The sequence below is a fragment of the Luteimonas sp. WGS1318 genome (assembly GCF_043187535.1).
Lineage (GTDB): Bacteria > Pseudomonadota > Gammaproteobacteria > Xanthomonadales > Xanthomonadaceae > Luteimonas.
Window position 1 is genome coordinate 375,357 of record NZ_CP171131.1, and the last position, 24,827, is coordinate 400,183.

The following is a 24,827-nucleotide window of genomic DNA, read 5'->3' on the forward strand; positions in this document are numbered from 1 at the left end:
ATCCGTGACCGGCATCACGCCCGTTGGGTACGCAGGTCGATTGGCGGCATTCCCGACGTAGGCGTAGGCTGGGGGCTCCCTGAGCCGCGGAATGCACCATGCACCGTTCGCCCGCGGCCGCCGACGTCGAGGCGGTCTCCCGCCTCGAAGCGGTACCGAAGATCCTCGACACGGTGGTCCACCTGACCGGCATGCGGTTCGTCGCAGTGGCGCGGGTCACCGACGCCGACTGGACCGCCTGCGCCGTGCACGATGCGATGGGCTTCGGCCTGGCGCCCGGTGACGAACTCGAGCTCGGCACCACGCTGTGTGATCAGGTGCGCCAGCAGCGCGAGCCGGTGGTATTCGGCCATGCCAGCCGGCATCCGCTCTATGCCGAGCACCCCACGCCCCGCCGCTACGGGCTGGAAAGCTACATCTCGGTGCCGATCCAGCGCGGCGACGGCCGCATCTTCGGCACGCTGTGCGCGATCGATTCGCGCCCGGCGGATCTCGACAACCCGGGCATCCTGCGCACCTTCGAACTGTTCGCCGACCTGATCGGCACCCAACTCGACGCCGAGGAGCGTCTGGCCGCCAGCGAATCGGCGCTGACGACGGCGCTGGACGTCGCCCAGGTGCGCGAGCGGCTGATCGCCGAGGTCAGCCAGGACTTCAAGGCGCCGATCCAGGCCGTGCTGATGGATGCGTACCTGATCCGCGAGCGTGCGGGCGACGATCCGGAGCTGCGCGCCCGCGTGCGCGCGATCGAGGCGAACGCGTGGACGATGGCGACCCTGCTCGACGACATCGTCGACGTCTCGCACCGGCGGCTGTCGGACGGCGTGCCGCTGGTGCAGAAATCCGCCGAGCACATCACCCAGGAATGCGAGCGCGTGGTGGCCCAGGTCGCGGCGCGGCATCCGTTGCGGCCGTTGGCGGCCTCGATCGAGATCCGCCATCCGGTCGACTGCGACCTGCCGCGGATCGGCCAGCTGCTGGTGATTCTGGCCACGCACGCGCTGGCCCATGGCGATGTGCGCAGGACCGCGCGCATCGACGCGCGTACGGACGGCACCACCCTGCGGCTGTCGGCCTTGCTGGCGGGCGGGGACTTCGGCCCCGAGGCTTTTGCCCGGCTGTTCGAGCCGGCACTGCCGCTGGCCAGGCGCGCCGACGGCGCACAGGACGCCCCGGGCTGGGATCTGTTCATTGCGGCGGAAATCGCACGCGCGCACGGCGGGCGTCTCGATACCGAAGTCGACAGCGCCGGCACGCAGCTGGTGTTCTCGATGCCCTGTCGTGCCGACCGCAAGGTCCCCGCGTCCGAAGCCCCCGGACACGCGCAGGCCTGAGCCCGCTCAGGGCGCCAGACCCACCCAGACCTGCATGTCGACGGTCGTCAGCCCGCCGTGGTTGGTGAGGAAGGCCACATCGGCGGCATCGCGGCCGGTGGCGACGACGATGCGCCCGCCGCGCGGCCGGTCCTGGGTCGGATCGAAGGTGTACCAGCGCCCGTCGAGCCACACCTCGAACCACGCATGCAGATCCATCGGCTCGAGCTGGTAGAGATACCCGACGACCATCCGTGCCGGCAGCCGCAGCGCCCGGCACAGCGCGACGCCGACATGGGCGTAGTCGCGGCACACCCCGGCGCCGTGGCGCATCGTCTCCAGCGCATCGGTGCTCGCGTTGCTCTCGCCGTAGCGGTAGACGATGTGCGAGCGGATCCAGTCGCAGATCGCGTCGACCTGGGCTGCGCCGGGCGCCGCGCCGCCGACGATGTCGAGCACCTCGTCGAACAGCCGGTCGGACGGGCAGTAGCGGCTGGGCAGCAGGAACTGCACGGTCTCGTGCGGCAGCAGCGCCGGCGGCGTCGCCGGTGCGGTCCCGGCCAGCGGGATGTCGGCCTCCGTCTCGACCTCGATTTCGGCCCGGATCGTCATCCGGCCTCGCGGCACGATGAAGCGCTGGCACACGTTGCCGAAGGCGTCGATGTACTCGGCCGGTCGCACCTGCGGCGTGAACCGCCACGATTCGCTGACCAGCCACTGCAGCGCGGTGCTGCGTGGGCGCAGCATGGCCACCACGGCGCAGTCGTCCTCCGCCTCCACCACGATCTCGCAACCGGCCTGAAGGCGCATTGGACATGTCCCGTATGAAGCCGTGAGCGTAGACGAGACGATGTGCAGCGCGTGCACACGCGGGCCGGGATTCCTCGATGGCCGGTCACGATTGCGCCACGTCCCGGCACTTACGGTGGAGCGCCCCGTCCCAGGAGCCTCCCCGATGAACCAGCCCGCCCAGCAGCAGGACGTCCCCGGCGTCGAAGGCAAGCTCGACCCGCCGGCCGACCACGGCGAAACCAGTTACCGCGGCAGCGGCCGTCTGCAGGACAAGGTCGCGATCATCACCGGCGGTGACAGCGGCATCGGCCGCGCGGTCGCGCTGGCCTATGCGCGCGAAGGCGCCGACGTGCTGGTGAGCTATCTCAGCGAAGACGAGGACGCGCGCGAAACGCAGCGCCTGGTCGAGTCCGCGGGCCGCCGCTGCGAACTGGTGCCCGGCGACATCGCCGATCCGGCGCACTGCCGCGCGATCGTGCAGAAGACCGTCGACGCCTTCGGACGCATCGACATCCTGGTCAACAATGCCGCGTACCAGATGAGCTACGACGCGCTGGACGAGATTCCCGACGACGCGTGGGACTACACCTTCCGGGTCAATGTCGGCGCGATGTTCCACCTGTGCAAGGCCGCGGTGCCGCACATGAAGCCCGGTGCGTCGATCATCAACACCAGCTCGATCAATTCCGACAAGCCCAAGGCGACGCTGCTGCCGTACGCGGCGACCAAAGGCGCGATCGCGAACTTCAGCGCCGGCCTCGCGCAGTTGCTCGCGGACAAGGGGATCCGCGTGAACTCGGTCGCGCCGGGCCCGATCTGGACGCCCTTGATTCCGTCCACGATGCCGCCGGACGAGGTGGCCTCGTTCGGCTCGCAGGTGCCCCTCAAGCGGCCCGGCCAACCGGCCGAATGCGCGCCGATCTACGTGCTGCTGGCATCGGACGAAGCGAGCTACATGAGCGGCGGCCGCTATGCGGTGACCGGTGGCGCGCCGATCCTGTGAGCGCGTTGTGTCGCGAGCGATGCGTGAATGCGGTCGTGCATGAATGCCGGGCATCGATGCACGGCGTCGGTGTCGGCGCTGCGCACAACTTCACTCCTGCGTCGCGCGGCGCCCCCTACAACGTGCCCACCCTGCAATCCCCGCAGGCGGAGCGATGACGATGGACAAGAACCGGACCGAAGGTGCGAAGAACCAGATCAAGGGCACCGCGAAGGAAGTCGCCGGCAAGGTGACGGGCAACACCGGCAAGGAACTCGAGGGCAAGGCCCAGAAGACCGCCGGCAAGGTACAGAGCTCGGTCGGCAAGGCCAGCGACGAGGTCCGCAAGGGGCGCTGAGCGCCATTGCGACGCGTCATACGACAGGCGGCTTCGGCCGCCTGTCGCGTTATGGAAGACCTGCATCACCCGAACGGGACGCACGTCAGTCCGACGACGTGCAGGACGTCACCGCATGTCCACCCGGATCTGTCGGAGCGGTTTCCTGCCCGGGCCGACGGCCCCGCGTCCCACCTGGGCGGACGGCCCACGCGAGGGTCGAGCACGATGAGGACGGGCTGACGACGCGAGCCGCTAGCCGATCACGCGCTCGAACGGCGGCAGCGCATCGAGGATCGTCTTGCCGTAGCGCCGGCTGATCAGCCGCGAATCGAGAATGATCACGCGTCCGGTATCGCTGGAGGTGCGGATCAGGCGGCCTGCGAACTGGGTCAGCGTACGCAGCGCATGCGGCACCGCGATCAGGTTGAAGGCGTTGAGGCCGCGGCCCTCCAGCCACTCACTGAGCGTCGAGGTCTGTGGATCGGTGGGCACTGCGAACGGCACCTGGGTGATGACCACCGTCGTGCAGGCCTCGCCAGGAAGATCCAGGCCTTCGCCGAACGAGTTGAGACCGAACAGCACCGAGCCGTCTTTCGCCGCGACCCGCTTGAGATGCTCGGCAACGACCTGCGATTTGTTGGTGCTGGTCTGCATCTGCACCTGCGCGCGGCGCGAGGCCGGCAATAGCTCGGCGACCTTCTCCATTTTCCAGCGCGAAGTGAAGAGCACCATGCTGCCTTTCTTCCAGTCGAGTTCGCGCACCAGGTACTCGGCGATCGCCTTGGGATGACCTTCGCGGTCGTCGGGCGTGACCGGGAAGTTGGGCACGATCAGCTGCGCCTGCTTGCGCAGGTCGAACGGCGAGGGCAGCGAGGCCATCTCGGCGTGGTCGGGCAGGCCGGTATCGATGGCGAAGGACTGGAAATTGCCGCCGCCGGTCAGCGTTGCCGAGGTCATGACCACCGAATCGACATCCTTCCACAGCAACTGGCGCAGCACCTGGGCGGCCGAGACCGGCGAGCAGTGGCAGACCAGGTCGCCATCGCGGGTGGCGGTGACCCAGCGTGCGAATGGCGGCTGGCCGTCGCGGTCCTCGCGTCGCCAGCCCGACCACAGCGCGTGCTGCTGCTCGACCATTTCCAGCGCCATGCCCAGGCTGCGCTGCAGGCGCTCGCGCGCGGGATCGTCCTGCTTGCTGCGCGCGACCAGCGACTGTGCCGCATGGATCCAGTTGAACAGCGCGCGGGTGTCCTCGCCGATCTCCTCGATCGCCGGCAGCCAGGCGTCCGGCAGCCGGCCGTTGACCGCGCGCCACATCGGGTCGCGGTCATCGGGCTCCGGCCGCCAGACCGCATCGATCTCGAGCCGGAACGCCTTCAGCGCCTTGGCCACGCGCGTCGCGAGCTCGATCGCCTCGTTCGGCAATAGCGTGCCGATCTTGTCCTTGTCGGCCAGCCGGTAGGCGCCCGCGATCAGGATCTGCAGCCGCGACACGCGCCGCGCCATGTCGCCCAGCGGCAGCCGCGCGGCGCCCTGGTCGATCGCGACGCTGGCGATGTGGTGGCCCTCGTCGAGCACCAGCAGCATGTCGGCCGGCGCGGCGAGCAGCGGCTGGCTGTTCTCGGCATCGCCCAGCGACAGCGACGAGAGCAGCAGCGCGTGATTGGTGACGATGATCTGCGCTTCGCGCACGGTGTTGCGCGACTTCAGCACCGGGCATTGCTGGGCGAAGCTGCAGCGGCGGCCCGCGCAGCTCGAGGCCGGCGTGGTGATGCGGGATCGCAGGGCAGGCGACACCGGCTCGGGCGCCGTGTCCAGATCGCCATCCCACAGCCGGTCGGCGTGCGCTTCGAGCAGCCGGCGCGCGGCGTCGGCTTCGTGCGGCGCCAGCGGCCGGTCGTAGAGCTGGGCCTCGTAGTCGCCGCCCTCGTCGGCGCCGAGCGGCGCATCGCCGAACATGCCGGTCTGGCTGCTCTCGCCGTGCAGCTCGGCCGCATTGCGCGTGCACAGGTAGCGCGTGCGGCCCTTGGCCAGCGCGACGGTCGCCTCGATGCCGGTCGCCTTCAGGAACGCGGGAATGTCGCGTTCGACCAGCTGCGACTGCAGCGCGACGGTGCCCGTGCTGATGACCAGCTTCTTCTTGGTCGCCAGTGCGATCGGCACGCCTGCGGTCATGTACGCCAGGCTTTTGCCGACGCCGGTCGGCGCCTCGGCGATGCCGATGCCGCCCGACGTCGCCAGCGCGCGCGAGACCAGCGCGATCATCTGGCTCTGCGAACGCCGCGTGCTGAAGCCTGGCGTGTTGGCCTGCAGCTTCGCGTACGCATCGCGGATGTCGGCCTTCAGCGCATCGGTCAGCACGCGTGGCGGCGCGTCGGCTGCGGCAGCGGCAGCCGGCGGTGTGGTCTCGGGTTCGCCCATGCCGTCATTGTCCCACGGCCGGTCGCGCGGACCGAGACCCGCGCCTGAAGCGCGATGATCGCCACCGACGCCGTCAGTCGGGTCGGCGGCCCGCCGTCGGTGGGCCGATCCGCGTGTCCGGCACGATGCCGGCGGGCGCGCCCTCGAGCATCGTCAGGCGTTCGCCCTCGAACCGGTAGTCGAGCGCGGCCTGCAGCGTCTGCAGCGCGCGCACCTGGGTGCACAAAGCTTCGGCGCGGCCTTCGAGTGCGGCGCTGCGCGCGTCGATCCGGCGGGTGAGTTCGGCGTCCATGCGTTCGGCGCGGGCCTCCATGCGCGAGGCGCGGCCGGTGACCACCTGCCACATCACGCTGCGGCCCAGGCGGCTGCCCGTCTGCTCGGCGGCCGCCTCGATGCGCGCTTCGAAGCCCGGGCCGAACACGGCCTGCTCCCAGCGTCCGCGGCCGAGCGTGTGGTCGATGTATTCGGTGGCGTCGGCGTGGAGGCGTTCGACCTGGCGAACCTTGCGCGCGCTGCCGGTCATCGACGCGACGACGCCCGACAGCGCGTCGAACGCGATGCCGGCGCTCTGGCGCGCGACCTCGGCAACCTCCGGCATCAGCGCACGCGCGCCCGATTCGAGCTGGCGCAGGCGCTCCGCATCCACGGCGCTGACCGACTGCACGGTGCGGTCCACGCTCAGCCTGCCGTCGTGGAAGACGATCTCCCGCGGGCGCCCCTGGTCGCGGTAGAGCCAGACGCCGCCGGTGTCGACGAGCACGTTGTACGGCGTCGACACCGCGCAGCGGTCGGCCGACAACGGCGCCGGCTCGTCGTCGCCGGACGCGTGCGCGAGCGCGGCGGCGAAGCCCAGGGCGAGCAGGGCGGCGAGACGGGCAGGGCGGCGGCGGATCATGGAGCGCGCTCCGGGGAGATGCTGCGAGCATCGCCGCTCGCGCCCCCGCGCTCGCGTGCATGAAGTCACGGCGCCGGTCATGCGTGCTCGCCCGGCCCTCCGGTCACCGCGCGACGCGCCGGGGACGCGGCCGCGGTGCTGCCATGGGCGGGTTGCGCGCGTGCGATCGTCACCATCGCATCGCATCGCCTTGCGACGTCCGGCGGGCGGGGCGCACGGGGCGGCGCCGTGGACTCAGGCGCTGCGCGCGCGGCGCGTCTTCGGCAAGGCCGCCAGACGCGCTTCGAAATCAGCCGCGACGTCCGCCAGCGTCACGTCGACGCGGCTGGGGATGCGGTGAGCCCGATGCACAGCGTGACGCTGGCGATCGCCGCCGGTGTGATCGCCGGCGTCGGCGCGCACCAGTCGCTGGTGGCCGAGGCCGCAGCTGGCGGCGGCTCCGGCGCCTGACGCTGCGCGACCTGACCTCGTCGTTCACTGCCGGTGCTGCGCACATCCGGATACTGCAACGATGACACGCTGGCTCTCCCTGCTGCTGTGCGCGCTGCTGGCACAGGCGGCGCCCTTGGCCTCCGCGGCCACCGCGCCGCACCTGGACCAGGTCCTCGACGACGCCGAGGCACTCACGCCGCTGCGCACGGTCATCGTCGCGCGCGACGGCCACGTGCTGGCCGAACGCGGCTACGGAGGCGGCTCGCCGTCGCGTTCGACCAACATCAAGTCGGCGTCCAAATCGGTGGTGTCGGCGCTGGTCGGCATCGCGATCCAGCGTGGCCTGCTCGACGGTGTCGACCAGAAGGTCGCGCCGCTGCTCGCCGACCGGCTGCCCGAGTCGCCGGATCCGCGCATGGACGCGCTCACGATCGGCCATCTGCTGTCGATGCAGGCCGGCCTGCAGCCGACGTCGGGGCGCCAGTACGGCCGCTGGGTGGCGCAGCGCGACTGGGTGCGCGCGGCGCTGGCGCAGCCGTTCGTCGACGATCCGGGCGGCGGCATGCTGTATTCGACCGGCTCGACGCATCTGCTGTCGGCGATCCTGGTCCGTGTCGGCGGCAAGCCGACCCTGCAGCTCGCGCGCGAGTGGCTCGGCCCGCAGCCGGGCTTCGCGATCACCGATTGGGAGCGCGATCCCCAGGGCATTCACCTGGGCGGCAACCAGATGGCGATGACGCCGCGTTCGCTGCTGGCCTTCGGCGAGCTCTACCGCAACGACGGCCGCACCCGCGACGGCGCCCAGCTGCTGCCGGCGACATGGATCGCGCAGTCCTGGCGGCCGCGCACGCGCTCGATCTACACCGGTGACGGCTATGGCTACGGCTGGTTCACCCGGCGCATCGAAGGCCAGGACGTGCGCTACGGCTGGGGGCACGGCGGACAGATGGTGTACATCGTTCCGGCACTCGAACTGACCGTGGTGATGACGTCGGACGAACGTACCGGCACCGCGCGGTCCGGACATCTCGCCCAGCTGCATGGCCTGATGGGCCGGATCATCGCAAGTCAGGCCGGCTGAGCGCTGCAGCACTGCCACGCTGCGGAACGGGGGTGACGCTTTTTTGCGCCTCGCGCGTGGCTCCATCGTCTGAGGGTCGCCGTCCGCGACGTGCCGGCCGTTTGCCGTGTCCCGTCTGCCCGTCCTGTACGTATTCCATGATTCGCCGATGACCGCGCTCGCGCCCGGTCGCGTCGGCGCGCGTCTGGCATAGCGCGCGCCCTGCCGCGCCCGCGCGCGATCGTCGTCGCCTCGGCCACTAGCTGACGCTGCGGCCGCGGGTGGGGGCCGGCGGCCAGGCCGGCGACGATCCACGATTTCGGCGGCGTTCCGCAGGCGCTGTTCGAGCTGCGCTATCCCGCGCCGGGCGAGCCTGCGCTCGCAGACCAGATCGCAGGTCTGCTCGCGGGCGCGGGCCTTTTTGTCGACGTCGACCCGGGCCGCGGTCTCGACCATCGCGTCTGGGTGCCGCTGCGGCGGCGGTATCCGGACGTCGACATTCCGGTAGTGCCGCTGTCGATCCAGCCGGCGCTCGGTCCGGCGCATGCGTGCGCGGTGGGGCGTCAACTGGCGCCGGTGCGCGATGTGGGCGTGCTGGTGATCGGTTCGGGCAGCATCACCCACAACCTGCACGACCGGCGCGGCGCCAATGCGCCCGAAGCGCCGTATGTGCGCCCGTTCACGGACGGGATCAAGGCGCGCCTGCGCGACGCCGACGACGTCGACGCGCTGCTCGACGATCGGCGCCGTTCGGGATGCGCGTGCATCCCACCGACGCGCATCTGCTGCCGCTGTTCGTGGCGATGGGCGCGGCGGGTGATGCCAGGCGGCGCGCAGCGGATCGAGGCTGGCATCGACCTAGGGGATTCTCGCGATCGACCTCTACCGCTTCGACGGCGCGGTGGCCTGAGCGATCGCGTGCGCCCACTGGGCGCGGTCATCGAACCGGGCGACGTAGCGTTCGCCGACGTCACGGCCGATCATGGTCGCCAGGCCGCGACCTGCACGCGCGCTGCCGCACAGCGCGTCGAACGTCGGGGCGCCGAGTTCGCGCGCCGCATAGACGTAGACGGCACCGTGGCCGAATTCGACCGAGAGCGTGTCGCCGTGGATCGCCCAGGCGGTCACGCCGCTCTCGCCGTGCCGGTTCGCATAGGCCTGCAGCCGCGGCGGTGTCATCGCGGCTGACCGGTATGCCGCACGGCGCGGGATCCGCTGCGCGCCGGCGCCATGTCGGGTGGCCTGTCCGCAGGCGAATCACCGCCTGCCCTGGTACGCGGCTCGCATTCCGCGCCCGGCCCCATCGCCCGCGGCCCACGCGTATGACGTCCCGGGCGCAGACCGTGCATGCGGCACGCCGCCCGACGTCGGCTCAGGCCGCGGCGGACTGCGAGGCCAGCACCGCAGCCTCGACGCTGGCGACGAGCTCGTGCTGCCGGAAGGGTTTGCTGAGGATGGTCAGCCCGGGGCCGAAGTCGGCCATGCTGGTGTAGCCCGAGACGATCACCACCGCCGTCGCCGGCAGGCGGGTGCGCACGCTGCGCGCGAGTTCCGCCCCGGTCATGCCCGGCATCAGGTGGTCGGTGACCATCACGTCGGGGGTCAGGCCACCGTCGAGAGCCTCGATCGCTTCTTCGGCCGAGGCCGCTTCGATCACGCGAAAGCCCATGTCGTCCAGTGCGTCCGCGGTGCACATGCGCACCGCCTCTTCGTCGTCGACGACGAGTGCGATGCCGCGGGAATCCCCAGTGGTGGTCACGTCCTGATCCTCGTTGTGATGTTCGTGTGCGGCTGCAGGCCGGCTCCCGACCGGCAGCCAGAGTTCGATGGTGGTGCCCGCGCCGGGCGTACTGTCGATCGCCAGTCGTCCGCCGAGCTGCGACGCCAGGCCGTGGGCCATCGACAGGCCGAGCCCGGTGCCCCTGCCGACGCCCTTGGTCGAGAAGAACGGCTCGATCGCGCGCTGGCGCGTGGCGTCGTCCATGCCGTGGCCGGTGTCGGCCACCGACACCACGACGTACTCGCCGGCAGCCAGGTCACCGCTGCAGGCGGTGATCGTGCGGTTGCGTACGCCCAGAGTCAGCACGCCGCCGTCGGGCATCGCATCGCAGGCGTTGACGCTGAGATTGAGGATCGCCATTTCCAGCTGGTTGGGATCGGCCACCGCGGGCAACAGACCGCTGCCGACGTCGACCACCATCTGGATCCGCGGGCCACTGGAGCTTTCGATCAGGTCCGCCATGCCGGTGACCAGGCTGCCGACGTCGAGATCCACCGGCTGCAGGGGCTGGCGCCGCGAGAACGCGAGCAGGCGCTGCACCAGGGTCGCGGCGCGGTCGGCCGAGCGCCGCGCCACCGCGATCATGCGCGTGCGCCGTTCCTCGCGCGAGGCGGGATCGGCGGCCAGGTCGAGCGCAGTGACGATCGGCGTCAGCAGGTTGTTGAAATCGTGCGCCACGCCGCCGGTCAACTGGCCCATCGCCTCGAGCTTCTGCGACTGGCGCAGCGCGGCCTCGGCGTTGCGGCGCTCGGTGGTGTCGATCGCTTCGGGCACGATCGCAATGATGCGGCCGCCCGGATCGCGGATCGGCCGGATCGACAGGTCGTAGCTGCGGCGCCCGGAGGGCAGGTCGACGGCGATCTCGTCGCGCACGGTCTCGCCGTCGGCGGCACGCAGGAACAGCGTGCGCACGTGTTCGGGCATGCCGGGGGTGCCGCTGAACCACGGCGTCGTCCACAACGTACGCCCGACGACATCGTCGAACTCGGCCTCCAGCGCCTTCAGCACGGTGCCGTTGGCGTCGGTCAGCGTGCCGTCGAGCGTGCACATCGCCTGCAGCTGGTAGCTGGTCTCGAACAGCACGCGCAGTTGCGCCTGCGAGCGCGACAGGGCCTCGGCCGCGGCCTGGATGTCGGTGACGTCGCGCGCGCTGCAGTAGAAGCGTCCGCCTTCCGGCGTCGCCACCCAGGACAGCGTGCGCAGACTGCCGCCGCGCGTGCGCCAGCGGTTCTCGAAGCTGCGCACCGGCCGCCCTGCGCGCAGCGACGCGAGCACGGCCCGGGTCACGGGCTGGTCGTCGTCGCAGACGTGTGCCCACCAGCTGTGGCCGGTCAGCTCCTCGGCATCCCAGCCCAGCAGCTGGGTCCAGGCCGGATTGACGGCTTCGATCGTGCCTTCGGGATCCACGACCGCGAGCAGGTCCGGCGTGACCTGCCAGGTCAGCGAGCGGTCGCGTGCGCGCTCGATCACCTGGCGTTCGAGATCGCTGTTGATCGTCTGCAGTTCCGCCTCGCGCTCGCGCAGCGCGAGATCGTACAGGCGCCGCGCGGTGACGTCGACGCCCTGGACGAAGATGCCGGTCACCCCTCTGTCGTCGGTGATCGGCTGGTAGACGAAATCGAGGTAGCGCTCGACGGACGCACCACCCGGCGTGGCCTGCACCACGAACCGGGCGCCGTCTGCGGAGTAGGCGCGCGCGCTGCGGTAGACCCCGTCGAGCAGGTCCAGATAGCCCTGGGCGACGGCCTCCGGCAGCGCCTCGGCGACCGGGCGACCGACGACCTCGCGATTGCCGATCAGGCGCTGATAGGCCGGATTGGCGTACTGGAAGACGTGATCCGGGCCGGTCAGCATCGCCATGAAGCTCGGTGCCTGCTCGAACATCCGGCCCAGCTGCTCGACGTCCGCGCGCAGGCGGCGCTCGTTGAGCACCATGCGCGTGACGTCGGTGGTGATGTTGAGGAAGCCGCAGATCGCATCGGCCTCGTCACGCACCGGCGTATAGGAGAACGTCCAGTACGTCTCTTCGGGATAGCCGTTGCGCAGCATCGTCAGCGGCATGTCCTCGCTCCACGTCGACGCACCCGACATCGCGCTGTCGACGAGGGGGCGGATGTCGTCCCAGACATCGGACCAGATCTGCGTCAACGGCTGGCCGAGCGCACGCGGCTCCTTGCCGCCGAGCACGGGCCTGTATGCGTCGTTGTAGAACAGCGTCAGCTCCGGGCCCCAGCACAGGCACATCGCGAAGCGCGAATCGAGCATCAGCGCGATCGTCGTGCGTAGCGACTGCGGCCAGTCGGCGATGGGCCCGAGCGGTGTTGACGCCCAGTCGAACGCGGCAATCTTCGCCGCCATCGCGCCATGCGTCGGCAGGAAATCGAGAGGGCCAGGGGAAGTTGCAGGCACGTTCAAGGGTCGTCGGGGCGACGTCGGGACGCGGCATCCTGACACACGCCCACGTGGTGGGGTGATGAGGATTTCACGAGCGTTTGCAGCGTGGCTGCATTTGCGACCGCGCAGCCCGCGGCGGTGTTGTCGAAGATCACCCACTGACGCGCGCTGCTGCATCCGCTGACCTGCGCCGCGATCCGGGCGAGCGCGTCGGGCGGGTAGTCGCTGTAGTAGATGCGGGGCGCGCCGTGCCACCGCCAGTAAGCGAGCGAGCGTGTGCCGCCGGGCTGCGCATCGACGGCGTGACGCGGCGGATCGGCTGCCACGCGGGCGATGCGGTGGCGCTGCAGCAGTGCATCGGCCTCGGCCGTGAGCCAGCTCGCATGGCGGGGTTCGCAGGCGATGTCGCCCGCCCAGCGTCGACGCAGCATCGCCATGAATGTCGCGGCGACGCGGGCGTCGTAGCGCAGCGACGGCGGCAACTGGACCAGCAGCGCGCCCAGGGCGTCGCCGAGATGGCACGCGGCGGCGAGGAACGTGTCCAGTGCCGGCGCGCAGCGCTGCAGGCGCGCGTCGTGGGTGATCGTGCGCGGCAGCTTGACCGAAAAGCGGAAGGTCGGCGGCACGCTGGCCGCCCAGCGCGCATACGTCGCCGGCCGGTGTGGTCGATGGAACGAGGAATTGATCTCGACGCAGTCGAAGCGCGTGGCGTAGCGGGCCAGCAGGCTGTCGCCATCACCGAACAGGGCGGCATCGCGGGTGGCGATCGACCAGCCGGCGCAGCCGATGCGCGGGCCGGTGTCGTCGGGCGATGGGGTGTGCACGGAATCGGACGGCTCGGCGGACAAGGCGTCACCGATACCCGAGCGGCATCAGCGACCCTGTGAGGAGTGACGCGCAGAATCTGCAGATGTGCGTCGGACACGCATGCGATCACGCCCTGCCGAGCGTGCGGCTCGACCTTCGGACGTGGGCCGACGACGTCGCGTTCCCGCCATGCGCGCATGGCGCGGCGGTGCCGTCAGCCACGCCCGCCGTCGGCGGCACTGGAGCTGCGAATGCGACGATTCCATGCATCCCTGTGCTCGCAGGTCGCGCGATCACGGCTGCCGCCCGCGCGCCGGCCAGGTCTCGGCGACGATGCCGGCCCCGGATGCGTACCGCGCTCAGCCCTTGATCGGCGGATACGGGTGATCGGCCAGCAGACGGGCCAGATGCGCCGCGTTGCTGGCGATGGTGCGGATCGTCTCGCGCACCTTGTCCGGGGTCGCGTCGAGATCCTTGTAATCGGTGCTGCCCATCGCCTCGCCGACCCAGTACGGCGGCGAACCGCCGGGAATGGTGAAGCCCACGTCGACCAGGCCCTGGCACAGCTGCGCGTGCACGTGGTGCGCGCCGTCCTCGTTGCCGACCACCGCGGGAATCGCGATCTTTCCGAACGTCGGATAGCGGCCGTCGTCGCCGATCTCGCCCAGCACCGCGTCCAGGCGCTCGAGCACACGCTGGGCGATGCTCGACGGATGTCCCATCCAGATCGGAGTGGCGACGACCAGTATCTGCGCATCCATGATCCGCGTGCGCAGGTCGGGCCACTGGTCGCCATCGCCCTCGTCGGCGCTGAACCCGGGTCTGACGTCGAAATCGACGACGCGTGCGCTGTCGGTGCGGATGTCGTGCTGCGCGAGCGCAGCGAGCACCTGGTCGAGCATGGACTGGGTCGACGAGGGGGCGTCGCCGGACTTGAGCGTGCAGTTGAGGCCGAAGGCGGTCAGGGGCATGGGCGTGAGGCAATCGGAAGCGGAGCGCCACTGTTCGCGTCGCGGCGTCCACGCGGCGTCATTCCGGCACGCGCCGAGGCTGAACCGACCCGGATGCGGCGGCGGTGTGCGGGGCAGGCGCGGAACACCGGTTTGCTGCAATGCAGCATAATGGACCGCTTCGACCGCGTGCCCCGCCATGACCCGCCTCGCTTCCGAACCGGCTCCTCTCCCGCGTCGCACAGCTGGCTGGATCCTCTGCGTGCTGGCGCTCGGCGGCTTTGCGATCGGCACCAGCGAGTTCGCGATGATGGGCCTGATGCCGGAACTGGTCCGCGCCTTCGGCGTCACCGAGCCGCAGGTCGGCCACATGATCAGCAGCTATGCGCTCGGCGTCGTGGTCGGTGCGCCGCTGCTGGCCGTGCTCGGTGCCGCCTGGCCGCGCCGCTCGCTGCTGATCGCGCTGATGGCCTTCTATGCGCTCGGCAATCTCGCCACCGCGCTGGCGCCCAGCTATCCGACGATGCTGCTCGCGCGCTTCGTCGCCGGTCTGCCGCACGGCGCGTACTTCGGCGTCGCGATGCTGGTGGCCGCGTCGATCAGTGCGCCCGGCCAGCGCGGCGCCGCGGTCAGCCGCGTGCTGCTGGGCTTGTCGATCGCGATCCTGCTCGGCAACCCGCTGGCGACCTGGCTGGGGCAGATCTCAAGCTGGCGCTGGACGTTCGCGCTGGTCGCGGGTCTCGCGCTGGTGACCGCGGCCTGCGTCTGGCGCTTGCTGGCGCCCACGCCTGCCGATGCGGCGCAGACACCGATGCGCGAGCTGCGCGCGTTCAATCGCGCCCAGGTCTGGTACGCGCTCGCGATCGGTGCGGTCGGCTTCGCCGGCATGTTCTGCGTCTTCAGTTATCTCGCGCCTACATTGATCCACGTCACCGGCGTCGCCGAACGCTGGATTCCGGTCGCGCTCGCGGCCTTCGGCGTCGGCGCGATCGCCGGCAATCTCGCGGGCGGCTGGCTGTTCGACCGCCTGCAGTTCCGCGCGGTCGCGGTGATCCTGGGCTGGTCACTCGGCGTGCTGTTGCTGTTCCCGCTGGCGGCGCAGACGCCGTGGTCGATCCTGCCGGCGATCGTCGCGCTGGGCACGATGGGCGCGCTGGCGCCGGTGCTGCAGGCGCGGCTGATGGACGTCGCCGGTGATGCGCAGACGCTCGCCGCCGCGTCGAACCACGCCGCGTTCAATACCGCCAATGCGCTCGGCCCCTGGCTCGGTGGGTTGGCGATCGGTGCCGGCCTCGGCTGGACCGCGACCGGCTACGTCGGCGCGGCGACCGCCGCCGCCGGCCTTGCGATCTATCTGTACGCGCGCCGCGATGCGCATCGTGCGCAGTTGGCCGACGCCGCCTGCTGACGCGTCGCCTTCACGCCCGTTGCTCACTCGCGCATCGACACTGCGGGCCGAACCCAGGATTGCGGAGTGACCGATGGCATCGCGAAACACCAAGGCCGGACAGGATGCGCAGACGATCGCGAAGCTGATCGAGGACATCGACATCACGATGTTCACCACGATCGGCAGTGAGGGCTATCTGGTCAGCCGGCCGCTGTCGACGCAGAAGGCGCAGTTCGACGGGCAGAAGGTCTGGTTCTTCGTCGCGTCCGACAGCCCGAAGGTCGCGGAGATCACCCGCAATTCGAAGGTCAACCTGGCCTATGCGTCGAAGGGCCGGAACACCTACGTGTCGATGGCCGGCGATGCCTACGTCAACAACGATCCGGTGAAGATCGAGGCGTTCTGGAACGACGCGCTGAAGGCCTATTTCCCGCGCGGCGTGAATGATCCGAAGCTCACGCTGATCGAGGTCGCGGTGCGCACGGCCGAATTCTGGGATGGCCCGGGCTCGCTGATCGGCAAGGCGTTCGCATTCGCGGTCGCGCGCGTGACCAAGCGCGACGATGCCATGGGCGAGAACCGCATCGTGGACCTGCGCCCGGGGCGCGTCACGTCGAAGACCCCGGGGAAGAAGGCTGCGACCAAGAAGGCCCCGGTCGAAAAGACTGCGGCCAAGAAGACTGCAACGACTGCGGCCAAGAAGACTGCGGCGAAGAAGGCGCCGACAGTGCGAGGCGCATCCACTGCAAAGAGGCCGGCGAAGAAGGCGTCCGCGCGCAAGACCGCGAAGTCCGCGAAGACCACGCGCCGCTGATGCGGCAGCGGCCGCGCGCCGGCGTGCCGCCTGATCGATCCACGGCCCGCGCCCTGCGCGGGCCGTGTCGTTTCGGCACCCGCGACACCCGGGCTCGGCGCTCCGTCGCCGTCGCAGCGCGCGCTTCGCCCCGGCGCACGTTTGCCGGCACACTGGGCGCCCCCTGCACACTGCGACCGCCATGCTGCCCGACCACGAGTTCGATCCCGACGACAACTTCGCCACTGGCGATGGCGATGCTCCCGAACTCGACGACGACGCTGGTCTCGAGGCGCTGGTCTGGCAATGGCTGCTGCTGGTGAATCCAGGCGACGAGGATGCGGCGCAGCAGCAGTTCCGCGACTGGCAGGAGACCAGCGGCGGTGACGACGCCGTCGACGTCGCCGTGGCCGCGCTGCTCGACGCCACCGACTGGCGCGCCACGTTTCGCGTGCACGAGGCCGAGCCCGGGACGCTGATCGATGCGATCACCGCGCTCGCAGGCCGCTTCCGCGTGGAGATCGATTGGGGCGTCGAAGATCCGACCGACGCCGCGCAACTGGCCGGCCTGTCCCCGGGTGCGCTCGTCGAGGCGGCGTACGACCAGCTGCGCATCGAGGGCTACACGCTGTGGGTCTGGGATGACGGTGAGGCCACCGTCTCCGGCGCGATCGCGGTACGCGACGACGACGAAGGCATGCGCGTGCTCGGTCATGCGCTCGGCCTGGACCTGCGACCCGGCAACGGCTGAACAGGCGGCCTGCACGCCGCACTGCACCCGGGCCTGCTAGCGTCGATGCGTCGATCACCGCATGGGAGGGTGCGATGGACGCGAAGCGGATCCCCACACGGTCACATGCCGCGTGTGCGGCCTTGATGTTCGCAATCGGCTGCAGCAGTCCTGCGCTCGCGGCCGGGCCGACGGCGACGGAGGCGATCGATCCCTCGTATCCCGTGCCGCAGGCCGCCCAGGCCCCGTGGCTCGAGCCCATCGAACGCAGCCATCCGATCCGGCGCATGTCGTCGCTGAAGGCCGAATACCGGCGCATCCGCGACCTCCGCCGCGAGCAGGTCCAGCCCGAGTACGAGCGCCGGCTGGCGCAGGGCGAAGACGATGCCGACGCCTGGCGCGAGGCGACGCTGCGCGAAGTCGCACGTCGCGACCTGCGCGATCTGAGGGCGCGGCTCGACCGCTGAGCGGGCCGCGTAGCAGGCGCGATCCGGCACGCGCTGACGCCGTCGCAGAGTGCCGCGGACCGACGCGTGCGAGATGCACCGGCATCGGCGCCGTCGTCACCTTCCTGCAGGAGCCCCCTTGGGCGCGATCGCTGTCTCGCGACACGGTCAGACCGCGCGCGCTTGCGCGCGAGGCGTGCGCGCGTCGACACGTTCAACGCGGCACAGGGGCGCGGTCGGCGTCCGTATGATCGAGGGCGTCTTCGGCGTCCTCCTCGGCTTGCGCGTCGACATCGAGACCGGCATCGGGGTCGTTTTCCCCGGGTGACAGCGCCAGTTCCACCAGAATCGGAAAATGGTCCGAGCCGATGTCCGGCAGCCGCCGCATGTCGACGAGGGTGAAGTGGCGGCTGTGGAACAGGTGGTCCAGCGGCCAGCGCAGGCCCGGCAGGCGGGCATGGAAGGTGTTGAACATGCCGCGCCCGATGCGTGGATCGAGCAGCCCGCTGACCTTGCGGAACAGGCGCGTGGTGCGCGACCAGGCCACGTCGTTGAGGTCGCCGGCGACGATCACCGGCACGGGTGACGCGCGCGCCGCGCGGCCGACGGCCACCAGTTCGGCATCGCGTTCCTCCGAGCTGTCGGCTTCGGTCGGGCTCGGTGGGCGCGGATGCAGCGCATGCAAAGCGATGCGCCTGCCGTCGAGCTCGAGCGTGGCGTGCATCGACGGGATGTCGTCTTCGACCAGATAGCGGATCCGCGGTGACTGCAGCGGCAGGCGCGAATAGACGTGCATGCCGTAGAGGTTGTCGAGCGGGCAGCGGATCACGTGCGGCATCGCGTCCTGCAGCGTGTCGAGCCGGCCCTCCCACCAGGCATCGGTTTCCAGTGCGATCAGCACATCCGGGCGGTGCTCGCGGACCAGCGCCAGCAGCCGGTCCGCATCCCGGTTGTGCATCAGCACGTTGCTCGCCATCAGGCGGATCCGCGGGTGTGCGTCGGCCGCCGCGGGCTCCACCTCGGTGCGGGCCAGCCGCGTGTACGGCAGGATCCACCACGCCTGCCACAGCATGCAGGCCGCGTTGACCGAGACGATCGCCAGCGTCCAGACGTCGTCGAGTGGATGCGACGCGAGATGCAGCACCAGCACCAGCGCCGAGAGCAGTGCCAGCTGCAGCCTGGGGAAATCGAAGCCGCGGATCCACCACGCGCCGCTGCGGATCGTGGGCGTCAGCGTCGCCACGACGAGCAGGCCGGTGGCGATCGCGAAAGCGACGGTGAGCATGGAGCGTCCCGTGGAGAGGAGCGCGCACTATCGGGCAGACGGGTGGCTGTTCAGCGTGAATACGGCTCAGCGCGGGGCACGCCCCTCGGGACCGCCGTACCACAGCGCGAGACCGTCGCGGTCGCGCAGCATCCGCGTGCCGCGCCGTGCGAACCGCAGCAGCAGCCGCAGCTGCATCCAGGGCGAGGCATGGGCGAGTTTGCGCCCCGAGGTCTGCACCGGCTCGCGCAGGATCACGAAGCGGCCGACACGGGCCAGTGCGCGGCTCATCGCCACGTCCTCGCCGGCGAACAGCGTGGTGTCGAAGCCGCCGACGGCGTCGAACGCGGCGCGCGTGCAGAACAGGAAACAGCCCGGTGCGATGCCGGTGTAGCGGAAGGCCTGGCCGACCAGCCACACGCCCAGGCGGAGCGGCCATGCACGCGGCCCCTCGAGCCGTACACGGCAACCGCCGCCGACCGCGCCTGCCGCCAGCGCGTCGAGCGCTGCGCGCAGCAGCGTCGCGTCGACCCGGGTATCCGCGTCGACGAACACCAGCAGCGGTGCGGTACTGGCCGCGGCGCCGGAGTTGCGGGTGGCGGCGATCTGGCGATGGGCGACCTGCAGCACGCGCGCGCCGCCTGCGACCGCCAGCGCGGCGGTGGCGTCGCTCGACCCGTCGTCGACGACCAGGATCTCGCCGTCGACCCCGACCGCCGCGATGGCCTCATGCAGCGCCGACAGGGTCGCCGGCAGGCAGGCTGCTTCGTTCCATGCCGGGAGGACGAAGGCCACCTGCGGGGTGGGGGTCATCGCCTGCTCAACGGTTCAACGCGGACATGCCGGCCGCCGGATAGCGCGTGCCGGCCGCGGCGTCCGGCGGGAAGATCGCATCGATCCGCGCCCGGTCGTCTTCGGTGAGATGGATGTCGAGTGCGGCGATGTTCTCGTCGAGATAGCCGATGCGCTTGGTGCCCGGGATCGGCACGATATCATCGCCCTGGCCGAACACCCAGGCCAGCGCGAGCTGGCCGGGGGTCACGCCGTAATCCTGGGCGATCGCCTGCACCTGTTCGACCAGCGCGAGGTTGCGGTCGAAGTTCTCGCCCTGGAAGCGCGGTGCATGTCGACGGTAATCGTCGGCGTCGAAATCCTCGACGGTGCGGATCGTGCCGGTCAGAAAGCCGCGGCCCAGCGGCGAGTAGGCGACGAAGCCGACGCCGAGCTCCCGGCACGCCGCCAGCGTGCCGGTGGTTTCGGGCTCGCGCGACCACAGCGAGTACTCGCTCTGCAGCGCGGTGATCGGATGCACGGCGCAGGCCCGGCGCAGCGTATCGGCCGAGGCCTCGGACAGGCCGAGATGCCGCACCTTGCCCTGTTCGACCAGGCGGGCCATCGCGCCGACGGTGTCCTCGATCGGCACCTCCGGGTCCACACGGTGCTGGTAATAGAGGTCGATCGTCTCCACCCGCAGCCGCTTCAGGCTGGCCTCGCACGCGGAGGCGACGTACTCCGGACGACCGTCGATGCCGCGGACCTGCGGGTCGGACGGGTCGAGCTTGATGCCGAACTTGGTGGCCAGGAACACGTCGTCGCGGCGGCCGTCGATCGCGCGTCCCACGAGGTCCTCGTTGGTGTGCGGGCCGTACATGTCGGCGGTGTCGAGCAGGGTCAGGCCCTGGTCGAGCGCATGGTGGATCACGGCGATCGACTCGGCGTCGCTGCCGCGACCGCCGTAGAACGCGCTCATGCCCATGCAGCCCAGGCCGATGGCCGAAACGGTCGGGCCGCCGAGGCCGAGGGTGCGGGTCTTCATCGAGTGGCTCCGTCGCGCAAAAGGAGGCTCACTGTGCGGCCTGGCGTGGCAAGCCGGCGTCGAGGTCGGCGCGGCTCACTGTTTCGGCGCCGGGTGAATGGGTATCGTCGTGGCGCGGCGCACGGCCTTCTACCGGCGCCGGGCCCGACACCGCCGCCTCGCTGACTTCGTTGCGCAGCCGCGGCAATGCCTCGGGATGCGCGCGGTTGAGGAACGCAAGCATGCCCTCGCGCACCGCGCAGCGCAGGTCGAACAGATCGCCGGAATTGCGCGCGCTCACCAGCAGCCGCACTTCGATCGTGTGCCGGTCGGTTTCGGTGATCTGGGTCACGCAGACACGACGATCCCAGCGCGGGTCGGCCTCGCAGATGCGCTGTAATTCTGCGCGGATCGCATCGATCGGCGCGCGGTGGTCCAGCCACAGGAAGGCGGTGCCGAGCAGCTGTGCACTGCTGCGGGTCCAGTTCTGGAACGGATTGGAGATGAACCACTGCAGCGGCACCACGAGCCGGCGTTCGTCCCAGATGCGCACCACGACGTAGGTCGACGTGATTTCCTCGATCCGGCCCCATTCGCCGTCGACGATCACTACGTCGTCGAGCCGGATCGGCTGCGCCAGCGCGATCTGCAGGCCGGCGATCAGGTTGCCGAACACCGGCTGCGCGGCCACGCCGGCGACCAGGCCGATGATGCCCGCCGAGGCCAGCAGCGCGGTGCCGACCTGGCGCACCTGCGGGAACGTCATCAGCGCCAGCGCCACGCCGATCAGCACCACCGCGCCCTGCAGCACGCGGCTGATCACGCGTGTCTGGGTCTGCACGCGGCGCGCGGCGAGGTTGTCTTCGACGTCGACGGGATGGTCGAGCAGGATGCGGTCCTCGACCGCGCCCACCACGCGCGCGACCAGCCAGGTCAGGCACAGCATGCCGCCGAGGGCGATCCAGTGGCGCAGCGTGGCGACGAGCGCCGGGTCGAGCGGGGTCGCATCCAGCGCGATCGCCAGGAACAGCAACGGCAGCGCCACGGCCGCCGGCACCGCGACGACGTGGGCGATGCGAGCGCGCAGATGCTCGCGGGCATGGCGCCCGGCGGTGCGCGCCAGGCGGCGCAGGCTCAGGTGCACCAGCACGCCGAGGAGCAGGGCGACCGCGAGCGGCCAGATGGTGGCGGCCAGCGTGTTCCAGTCCCAGGCCATGCACGTCTCCAGTGTCGGAAGGGACGTCCGATGGTGCACTGCGGCAGGTCGAGGCCGCGTGGTTCCGGGGTGTGCAGCGGTCAGCCGCGAGGGTGATCCGCAGGGTCCGGCTCGAGCCGCCGCATCAAGGCGATCGCCAGCACCATCCCGACCGCCAGATAGGGCACGCCCGACGGCACCCACATCAACAGACCCGCCAGTTGCTGGTCGCGGGCCGGATCCACCCCGATCAACAGGGCGCGATCGCTGTAGGCGGGGTAGAGCAGGCGCGGCGCGAACGTCAGCAGTGCGCCCAGAAATCCCATCATCATCATCGCCGTGACCAGCGCGACCAGGCCGCCGACCGCGCCGCCGTCGCGCGCGCGCAAGCGACGCCACACCGCCGACCAGAACCAGAGGCCCGCCAGCAGGACGCTGGCATTCATCGCCCCGTGCACCGGCTCGCTGGCGAGTGCGGCCGAGGTCGCCGCCGGCAGGTGCCAGGCCAGCATGGTGCCGACGTGGGCCACCGTGGCCGGCGCCAGTGCGGTCACCGCCTCATCGAGCCAGCGCGGCAGGCGCCGATGTGCGCCGCTGCCGACGGTGACGGCCGCCGCCATCACCGCGCCCGGCCGCCCGGCCAGCAGCAGCGGTGGCACGAGCGCGAGCAGGGTCATGTGCTGGGCCACATGTGCCGACAGCGCGTAGGCGGCAAAGGCATCGAGCGGCCACACCAGGGCCAGCACCAGCGTCAGCACGCCGCAGGCGAACGCGGCAGCGGCGGCGATGTCGGCGCGGGCGACGCCCCGGCGCGGCCAGCGGCGGGCACACCCGGCCGCATACAGGACGACGAGCAGCAGCAGTGGCACCAGTGTCCAGGGTGTCAGGGTCCAGGCCGTGGCCAGGGTCGGCGGCGGCCCCTCGGGAAGCGCCGCCCAGCCGGGCGCGGCGACCCCGGTCGCGAGCAGTCCACAGAGACGGAAGGTTCGGCGCATGCCCGGATCGTTGCCGGCGCGCGCCGGTCCATCTGCGCGCACTGCGCGGGGCATCGACTCTAAAGGAGCGGCTGCCACGGCCGGGCGAACATCGACGTGCGACGCTCGACGCGCGTGCGGTGTCGGCCGGGGGCCTGCGCCCGGGAACGCAACGCGGGCTTGATCCCGGGCCGCGTAGGCTGGCGCATCGATCCGGCGGGGCAATGCGGTGTATTTCTGGCTCAAAGTGGTGCACATCCTGGCGATGACGGTCTGGTTCTCCGGCCTGTTCTTCCTGCCGCGCCTGTTCGTCGCCCGCCATCGACGCGAGATCGACGCTGATCCGACGTACTGGAATCCGGTCACCAATGTGCTGTTTTTCCGGGTGATGACGCCGGCGGCGCTGTTAACGATCACCGCGGGCGGCATCCTGATCGCATGGAACCCCGCGGGTGCGTGGCTGGTGCTGAAGCTGGTCGTCGTGGCCGCGGCGGTGCTGCTGCATCTGTATTTCGGCCTGCTGCTCTACGAGCTCGGCCACGATCGCGACCACCACGGCCCCACGTTCTACCGCGTGATCGGCTGGGTGCCGTTGCTGTTGCTGCTGCTGATCGCGGGCCTCACCGGCGCCAAGCCCTTGACCCTCGGCAACCTGCCGGCACCGCCATCGGGGGCAGCCGATGCCGAAGAGCTGGTGCCCGGACTGGAAGAGGGCGGCGAACTGCCGCCGCTGGAACTGCCGGGTTCGTAGCGGGCGTTCGTACTACCGAGTGTCTCGAGTGATGCGCGTCTTCGTCGGCATCATCGGTGCCACGCATCCCGCACGCAGTCGCACTTCGCATTAGATCCACCCGCTTTCACGGAAATGACGCTCCTGCTGCCATCCAGACCCGCAGGGCGCCGCACATGGATGTGCGGCGTTTTTCGACCGAGCCAGGAGGGCGAGTCGAAAAATCCCGGAACGATTGAAAGACCGGATTTGCCTCGTCGGGGAGGCCCTTTCTTTTGCTTACTTTTCTTTGGGCCAACAAAGAAAAGTGAGCCGCTCGCCGGCAGGCGAGTGGAAGCTCTGCACTTGCCCTCCGCAGGTGACGCCGAGGCAACATCAAACGCTTTAGTCCATTGACGCGGGAGAGTTCATTTCTTTTGGCAGATGCCCACGCGCGCAGTGCGAAAGGCGAAGCTGGCGCGTGGGGCGCGCATCGTAGATGCGAGTCAAAGAAAGGGAAGCGAAGAAAAACGTCTCCTGGACGAAGCAGCTCCAAGCGTCAGCCGTTCCGGGATTTTCCGACTCGGCATCCTGCCTCGGTCGGAAAACGCCGCGCATCCATGCGCGGCGCCCTCCGGGTCTTGGCCCTGCGCCGGCGCATCATTGTTCCGGCAACTGCAACTGCAACTGCAATCGCAATCGCAACTGCAACCGCAATTGCAACGCCAGGCCAGCTGCGGCTATGCCACCGTCAGTGGCGCAGTTGCCGAGCGCGAAGCGGATGTCGATCGACGCGAAGCGCGGGACCTAAGGCCGCAGCCTCACTCTGCCGGCGGCTTCTTGACCGCCTCACGTCCACTCAGCGCCTCGGTTTCCTCGTCGCCATAGACACCGATGCCGTGGCGGAAGCTCAGGGTGCCGCCGAGCCAGCCGGCCACGCCGACCAGCACCGCCATCACCGCCGACGACAGCAGGCCCCAGGGCCAGACCGCGGCCACGGGGTCGGGCAGGCGTAACCAGACGCCGAGCGCCGCCATCGCCAGCACCATCACCGCGACGATGAAGTGGTTCCAGGCCGACACGTGCCGGCGCACGACGCGGATCGACATCATGTCCATCGTGCCGACGATGCCGGCCAGCACGCCGAAGCCCAGGCCGCCGACGTTGAACCAGAACGACAGCTCGGCCCAGAACGGCGCGCCCAGCCACAGGTACAGCACGTCGGTGACCACGACCATCGACAGGAACGCGATCGGAAACGTCACCAGCATCGGATGGATCGGATGCTTGGCGATCGCGAGCACGCTTTCGACGGTATGGCTCTGGGTATCGGGAACGGGTTGTTTGAGATCCTTGCGCATCGGG

The 24,827-nt window shown here is 70.3% G+C and carries 22 protein-coding genes and 2 pseudogenes; 11 read left to right on the top strand and 13 right to left on the bottom strand.

The window, feature by feature from the left end; genetic code table 11:
* Nucleotides 1–98: 98 nt before the first annotated feature.
* On the top strand, nt 99–1,334 hold the full coding sequence (locus tag ACF3M1_RS01585) for a GAF domain-containing protein (RefSeq protein ID WP_394003289.1): 1,236 nt from the start codon (nt 99–101) through the stop codon (nt 1,332–1,334).
* Nucleotides 1,335–1,340: 6 nt separating this feature from the next.
* On the opposite strand, the gene ACF3M1_RS01590 is transcribed toward ACF3M1_RS01585, so the two are convergent.
* On the bottom strand, nt 1,341–2,123 hold the full coding sequence (locus ACF3M1_RS01590; protein WP_394003291.1) for a transglutaminase domain-containing protein: 783 nt from the start codon (nt 2,121–2,123) through the stop codon (nt 1,341–1,343).
* A gap of 145 nt (nt 2,124–2,268) precedes the next feature.
* Here ACF3M1_RS01590 and ACF3M1_RS01595 point away from each other — a divergent pair, with 145 nt between their 5' ends.
* The gene (locus ACF3M1_RS01595) at nt 2,269–3,108 is read left to right on the top strand and encodes an SDR family oxidoreductase (RefSeq protein ID WP_394003293.1); all 840 of its coding nucleotides are present in this window, start codon (nt 2,269–2,271) and stop codon (nt 3,106–3,108) included.
* A 160-nt stretch (nt 3,109–3,268) separates the two neighbouring features.
* Nucleotides 3,269–3,445 carry a CsbD family protein gene (locus ACF3M1_RS01600; RefSeq protein WP_394003295.1) on the top strand — a complete coding sequence of 59 codons (177 nt, stop codon included), beginning with the start codon at nt 3,269–3,271 and terminating at the stop codon, nt 3,443–3,445.
* Between the two features lie 234 nt (nt 3,446–3,679).
* Here the strand turns inward: ACF3M1_RS01600 and dinG are convergent, their stop codons facing one another.
* The gene (gene dinG / locus ACF3M1_RS01605) at nt 3,680–5,848 is read right to left on the bottom strand and encodes an ATP-dependent DNA helicase DinG (RefSeq protein ID WP_394003296.1); all 2,169 of its coding nucleotides are present in this window, start codon (nt 5,846–5,848) and stop codon (nt 3,680–3,682) included.
* A gap of 73 nt (nt 5,849–5,921) precedes the next feature.
* On the bottom strand, nt 5,922–6,743 hold the full coding sequence (locus tag ACF3M1_RS01610) for a DUF2884 family protein (RefSeq protein WP_394003298.1): 822 nt from the start codon (nt 6,741–6,743) through the stop codon (nt 5,922–5,924).
* Nucleotides 6,744–6,971: 228 nt separating this feature from the next.
* Between ACF3M1_RS01610 and ACF3M1_RS01615 the strand changes: the two genes are divergently transcribed.
* From ACF3M1_RS01615 to ACF3M1_RS01625, 3 genes and pseudogenes are all read left to right on the top strand, one after another.
* Nucleotides 6,972–7,193, top strand: a complete 222-nt coding sequence (locus ACF3M1_RS01615) for a hypothetical protein (RefSeq protein WP_394003300.1) — start codon at nt 6,972–6,974, stop codon at nt 7,191–7,193.
* A gap of 61 nt (nt 7,194–7,254) precedes the next feature.
* Complete coding sequence (locus ACF3M1_RS01620) at nt 7,255–8,256, top strand: serine hydrolase domain-containing protein (RefSeq protein ID WP_394003302.1); 1,002 nt, start codon at nt 7,255–7,257, stop codon at nt 8,254–8,256.
* Nucleotides 8,257–8,362: 106 nt separating this feature from the next.
* Nucleotides 8,363–9,145 (top strand): annotated as a pseudogene (locus tag ACF3M1_RS01625) (dioxygenase).
* Here the strand turns inward: ACF3M1_RS01625 and ACF3M1_RS01630 are convergent.
* From ACF3M1_RS01630 to ACF3M1_RS01645, 4 genes are all read right to left on the bottom strand, one after another.
* Nucleotides 9,118–9,414 carry a hypothetical protein gene (locus tag ACF3M1_RS01630; protein WP_394003304.1) on the bottom strand — a complete coding sequence of 99 codons (297 nt, stop codon included), beginning with the start codon at nt 9,412–9,414 and terminating at the stop codon, nt 9,118–9,120. The pseudogene ACF3M1_RS01625 and the gene ACF3M1_RS01630 overlap by 28 nt on opposite strands.
* A gap of 193 nt (nt 9,415–9,607) precedes the next feature.
* The gene (locus ACF3M1_RS01635; protein WP_394003306.1) at nt 9,608–12,373 is read right to left on the bottom strand and encodes a PAS domain-containing protein; all 2,766 of its coding nucleotides are present in this window, start codon (nt 12,371–12,373) and stop codon (nt 9,608–9,610) included.
* 53 nt (nt 12,374–12,426) lie between these two features.
* Nucleotides 12,427–13,257, bottom strand: a complete 831-nt coding sequence (locus ACF3M1_RS01640; RefSeq protein WP_394003308.1) for a DUF72 domain-containing protein — start codon at nt 13,255–13,257, stop codon at nt 12,427–12,429.
* A gap of 318 nt (nt 13,258–13,575) precedes the next feature.
* A complete protein-coding gene (locus ACF3M1_RS01645) occupies nt 13,576–14,187 on the bottom strand; it encodes a flavodoxin family protein (protein WP_394003310.1) in 612 nt (203 codons plus the stop codon).
* Nucleotides 14,188–14,365: 178 nt separating this feature from the next.
* Between ACF3M1_RS01645 and ACF3M1_RS01650 the strand changes: the two genes are divergently transcribed.
* The 4 genes and pseudogenes from ACF3M1_RS01650 to ACF3M1_RS01665 all read left to right on the top strand — a co-directional run bounded on the left by ACF3M1_RS01650 (nt 14,366) and on the right by ACF3M1_RS01665 (nt 17,546).
* Nucleotides 14,366–15,574 (top strand): MFS transporter, encoded by a 1,209-nt coding sequence (locus ACF3M1_RS01650; RefSeq protein ID WP_394003312.1) that lies wholly within the window; start codon nt 14,366–14,368, stop codon nt 15,572–15,574.
* 73 nt (nt 15,575–15,647) lie between these two features.
* A pseudogene (locus ACF3M1_RS01655) lies at nt 15,648–16,154 on the top strand (pyridoxamine 5'-phosphate oxidase family protein); the annotation flags it as partial.
* A gap of 397 nt (nt 16,155–16,551) precedes the next feature.
* Nucleotides 16,552–17,100, top strand: coding sequence for a hypothetical protein (locus ACF3M1_RS01660; RefSeq protein WP_394003314.1), 549 nt, complete (start codon nt 16,552–16,554; stop codon nt 17,098–17,100).
* Nucleotides 17,101–17,225: 125 nt separating this feature from the next.
* Nucleotides 17,226–17,546, top strand: coding sequence for a hypothetical protein (locus ACF3M1_RS01665; protein WP_394003315.1), 321 nt, complete (start codon nt 17,226–17,228; stop codon nt 17,544–17,546).
* Between the two features lie 193 nt (nt 17,547–17,739).
* On the opposite strand, the gene ACF3M1_RS01670 is transcribed toward ACF3M1_RS01665, so the two are convergent.
* The 5 genes from ACF3M1_RS01670 to ACF3M1_RS01690 all read right to left on the bottom strand — a co-directional run bounded on the left by ACF3M1_RS01670 (nt 17,740) and on the right by ACF3M1_RS01690 (nt 22,774).
* Complete coding sequence (locus ACF3M1_RS01670; RefSeq protein ID WP_394003317.1) at nt 17,740–18,810, bottom strand: endonuclease/exonuclease/phosphatase family protein; 1,071 nt, start codon at nt 18,808–18,810, stop codon at nt 17,740–17,742.
* A 66-nt stretch (nt 18,811–18,876) separates the two neighbouring features.
* Complete coding sequence (locus ACF3M1_RS01675) at nt 18,877–19,602, bottom strand: glycosyltransferase (protein ID WP_394003319.1); 726 nt, start codon at nt 19,600–19,602, stop codon at nt 18,877–18,879.
* Between the two features lie 7 nt (nt 19,603–19,609).
* Complete coding sequence (locus ACF3M1_RS01680; protein ID WP_394003321.1) at nt 19,610–20,605, bottom strand: aldo/keto reductase; 996 nt, start codon at nt 20,603–20,605, stop codon at nt 19,610–19,612.
* A gap of 28 nt (nt 20,606–20,633) precedes the next feature.
* Complete coding sequence (locus ACF3M1_RS01685) at nt 20,634–21,800, bottom strand: mechanosensitive ion channel family protein (RefSeq protein WP_394003323.1); 1,167 nt, start codon at nt 21,798–21,800, stop codon at nt 20,634–20,636.
* A gap of 80 nt (nt 21,801–21,880) precedes the next feature.
* Complete coding sequence (locus tag ACF3M1_RS01690; RefSeq protein ID WP_394003325.1) at nt 21,881–22,774, bottom strand: cytochrome c oxidase assembly protein; 894 nt, start codon at nt 22,772–22,774, stop codon at nt 21,881–21,883.
* A 208-nt stretch (nt 22,775–22,982) separates the two neighbouring features.
* On the opposite strand from ACF3M1_RS01690, the gene ACF3M1_RS01695 reads away from it, so the two are divergent.
* Nucleotides 22,983–23,504, top strand: a complete 522-nt coding sequence (locus ACF3M1_RS01695) for a CopD family protein (protein WP_394003326.1) — start codon at nt 22,983–22,985, stop codon at nt 23,502–23,504.
* Between the two features lie 779 nt (nt 23,505–24,283).
* On the opposite strand, the gene ACF3M1_RS01700 is transcribed toward ACF3M1_RS01695, so the two are convergent.
* Nucleotides 24,284–24,823: a DUF2231 domain-containing protein gene (locus ACF3M1_RS01700; protein ID WP_394003328.1), complete on the bottom strand. Its 540-nt coding sequence runs from the start codon at nt 24,821–24,823 to the stop codon at nt 24,284–24,286.
* Nucleotides 24,824–24,827: the final 4 nt, after the last annotated feature.

What these genes read in the sequence shown, in the direction of transcription:
- ACF3M1_RS01585 (WP_394003289.1), top strand. Translation starts at nt 99, where the DNA reads ATGCACCGTTCGCCCGCGGCCGCCGACGTCGAGGCGGTCTCCCGCCTC.
- ACF3M1_RS01590 (WP_394003291.1), bottom strand. Translation starts at nt 2,123, where the DNA reads ATGCGCCTTCAGGCCGGTTGCGAGATCGTGGTGGAGGCGGAGGACGAC.
- ACF3M1_RS01595 (WP_394003293.1), top strand. Translation starts at nt 2,269, where the DNA reads ATGAACCAGCCCGCCCAGCAGCAGGACGTCCCCGGCGTCGAAGGCAAG.
- ACF3M1_RS01600 (WP_394003295.1), top strand. Translation starts at nt 3,269, where the DNA reads ATGGACAAGAACCGGACCGAAGGTGCGAAGAACCAGATCAAGGGCACC.
- dinG (WP_394003296.1), bottom strand. Translation starts at nt 5,848, where the DNA reads ATGGGCGAACCCGAGACCACACCGCCGGCTGCCGCTGCCGCAGCCGAC.
- ACF3M1_RS01610 (WP_394003298.1), bottom strand. Translation starts at nt 6,743, where the DNA reads ATGATCCGCCGCCGCCCTGCCCGTCTCGCCGCCCTGCTCGCCCTGGGC.
- ACF3M1_RS01620 (WP_394003302.1), top strand. Translation starts at nt 7,255, where the DNA reads ATGACACGCTGGCTCTCCCTGCTGCTGTGCGCGCTGCTGGCACAGGCG.
- ACF3M1_RS01630 (WP_394003304.1), bottom strand. Translation starts at nt 9,414, where the DNA reads ATGACACCGCCGCGGCTGCAGGCCTATGCGAACCGGCACGGCGAGAGC.
- ACF3M1_RS01635 (WP_394003306.1), bottom strand. Translation starts at nt 12,373, where the DNA reads ATGGCGGCGAAGATTGCCGCGTTCGACTGGGCGTCAACACCGCTCGGG.
- ACF3M1_RS01645 (WP_394003310.1), bottom strand. Translation starts at nt 14,187, where the DNA reads ATGCCCCTGACCGCCTTCGGCCTCAACTGCACGCTCAAGTCCGGCGAC.
- ACF3M1_RS01650 (WP_394003312.1), top strand. Translation starts at nt 14,366, where the DNA reads ATGACCCGCCTCGCTTCCGAACCGGCTCCTCTCCCGCGTCGCACAGCT.
- ACF3M1_RS01660 (WP_394003314.1), top strand. Translation starts at nt 16,552, where the DNA reads ATGCTGCCCGACCACGAGTTCGATCCCGACGACAACTTCGCCACTGGC.
- ACF3M1_RS01665 (WP_394003315.1), top strand. Translation starts at nt 17,226, where the DNA reads ATGTTCGCAATCGGCTGCAGCAGTCCTGCGCTCGCGGCCGGGCCGACG.
- ACF3M1_RS01670 (WP_394003317.1), bottom strand. Translation starts at nt 18,810, where the DNA reads ATGCTCACCGTCGCTTTCGCGATCGCCACCGGCCTGCTCGTCGTGGCG.
- ACF3M1_RS01675 (WP_394003319.1), bottom strand. Translation starts at nt 19,602, where the DNA reads ATGACCCCCACCCCGCAGGTGGCCTTCGTCCTCCCGGCATGGAACGAA.
- ACF3M1_RS01680 (WP_394003321.1), bottom strand. Translation starts at nt 20,605, where the DNA reads ATGAAGACCCGCACCCTCGGCCTCGGCGGCCCGACCGTTTCGGCCATC.
- ACF3M1_RS01685 (WP_394003323.1), bottom strand. Translation starts at nt 21,800, where the DNA reads ATGGCCTGGGACTGGAACACGCTGGCCGCCACCATCTGGCCGCTCGCG.
- ACF3M1_RS01690 (WP_394003325.1), bottom strand. Translation starts at nt 22,774, where the DNA reads ATGCGCCGAACCTTCCGTCTCTGTGGACTGCTCGCGACCGGGGTCGCC.
- ACF3M1_RS01700 (WP_394003328.1), bottom strand. Translation starts at nt 24,823, where the DNA reads ATGCGCAAGGATCTCAAACAACCCGTTCCCGATACCCAGAGCCATACC.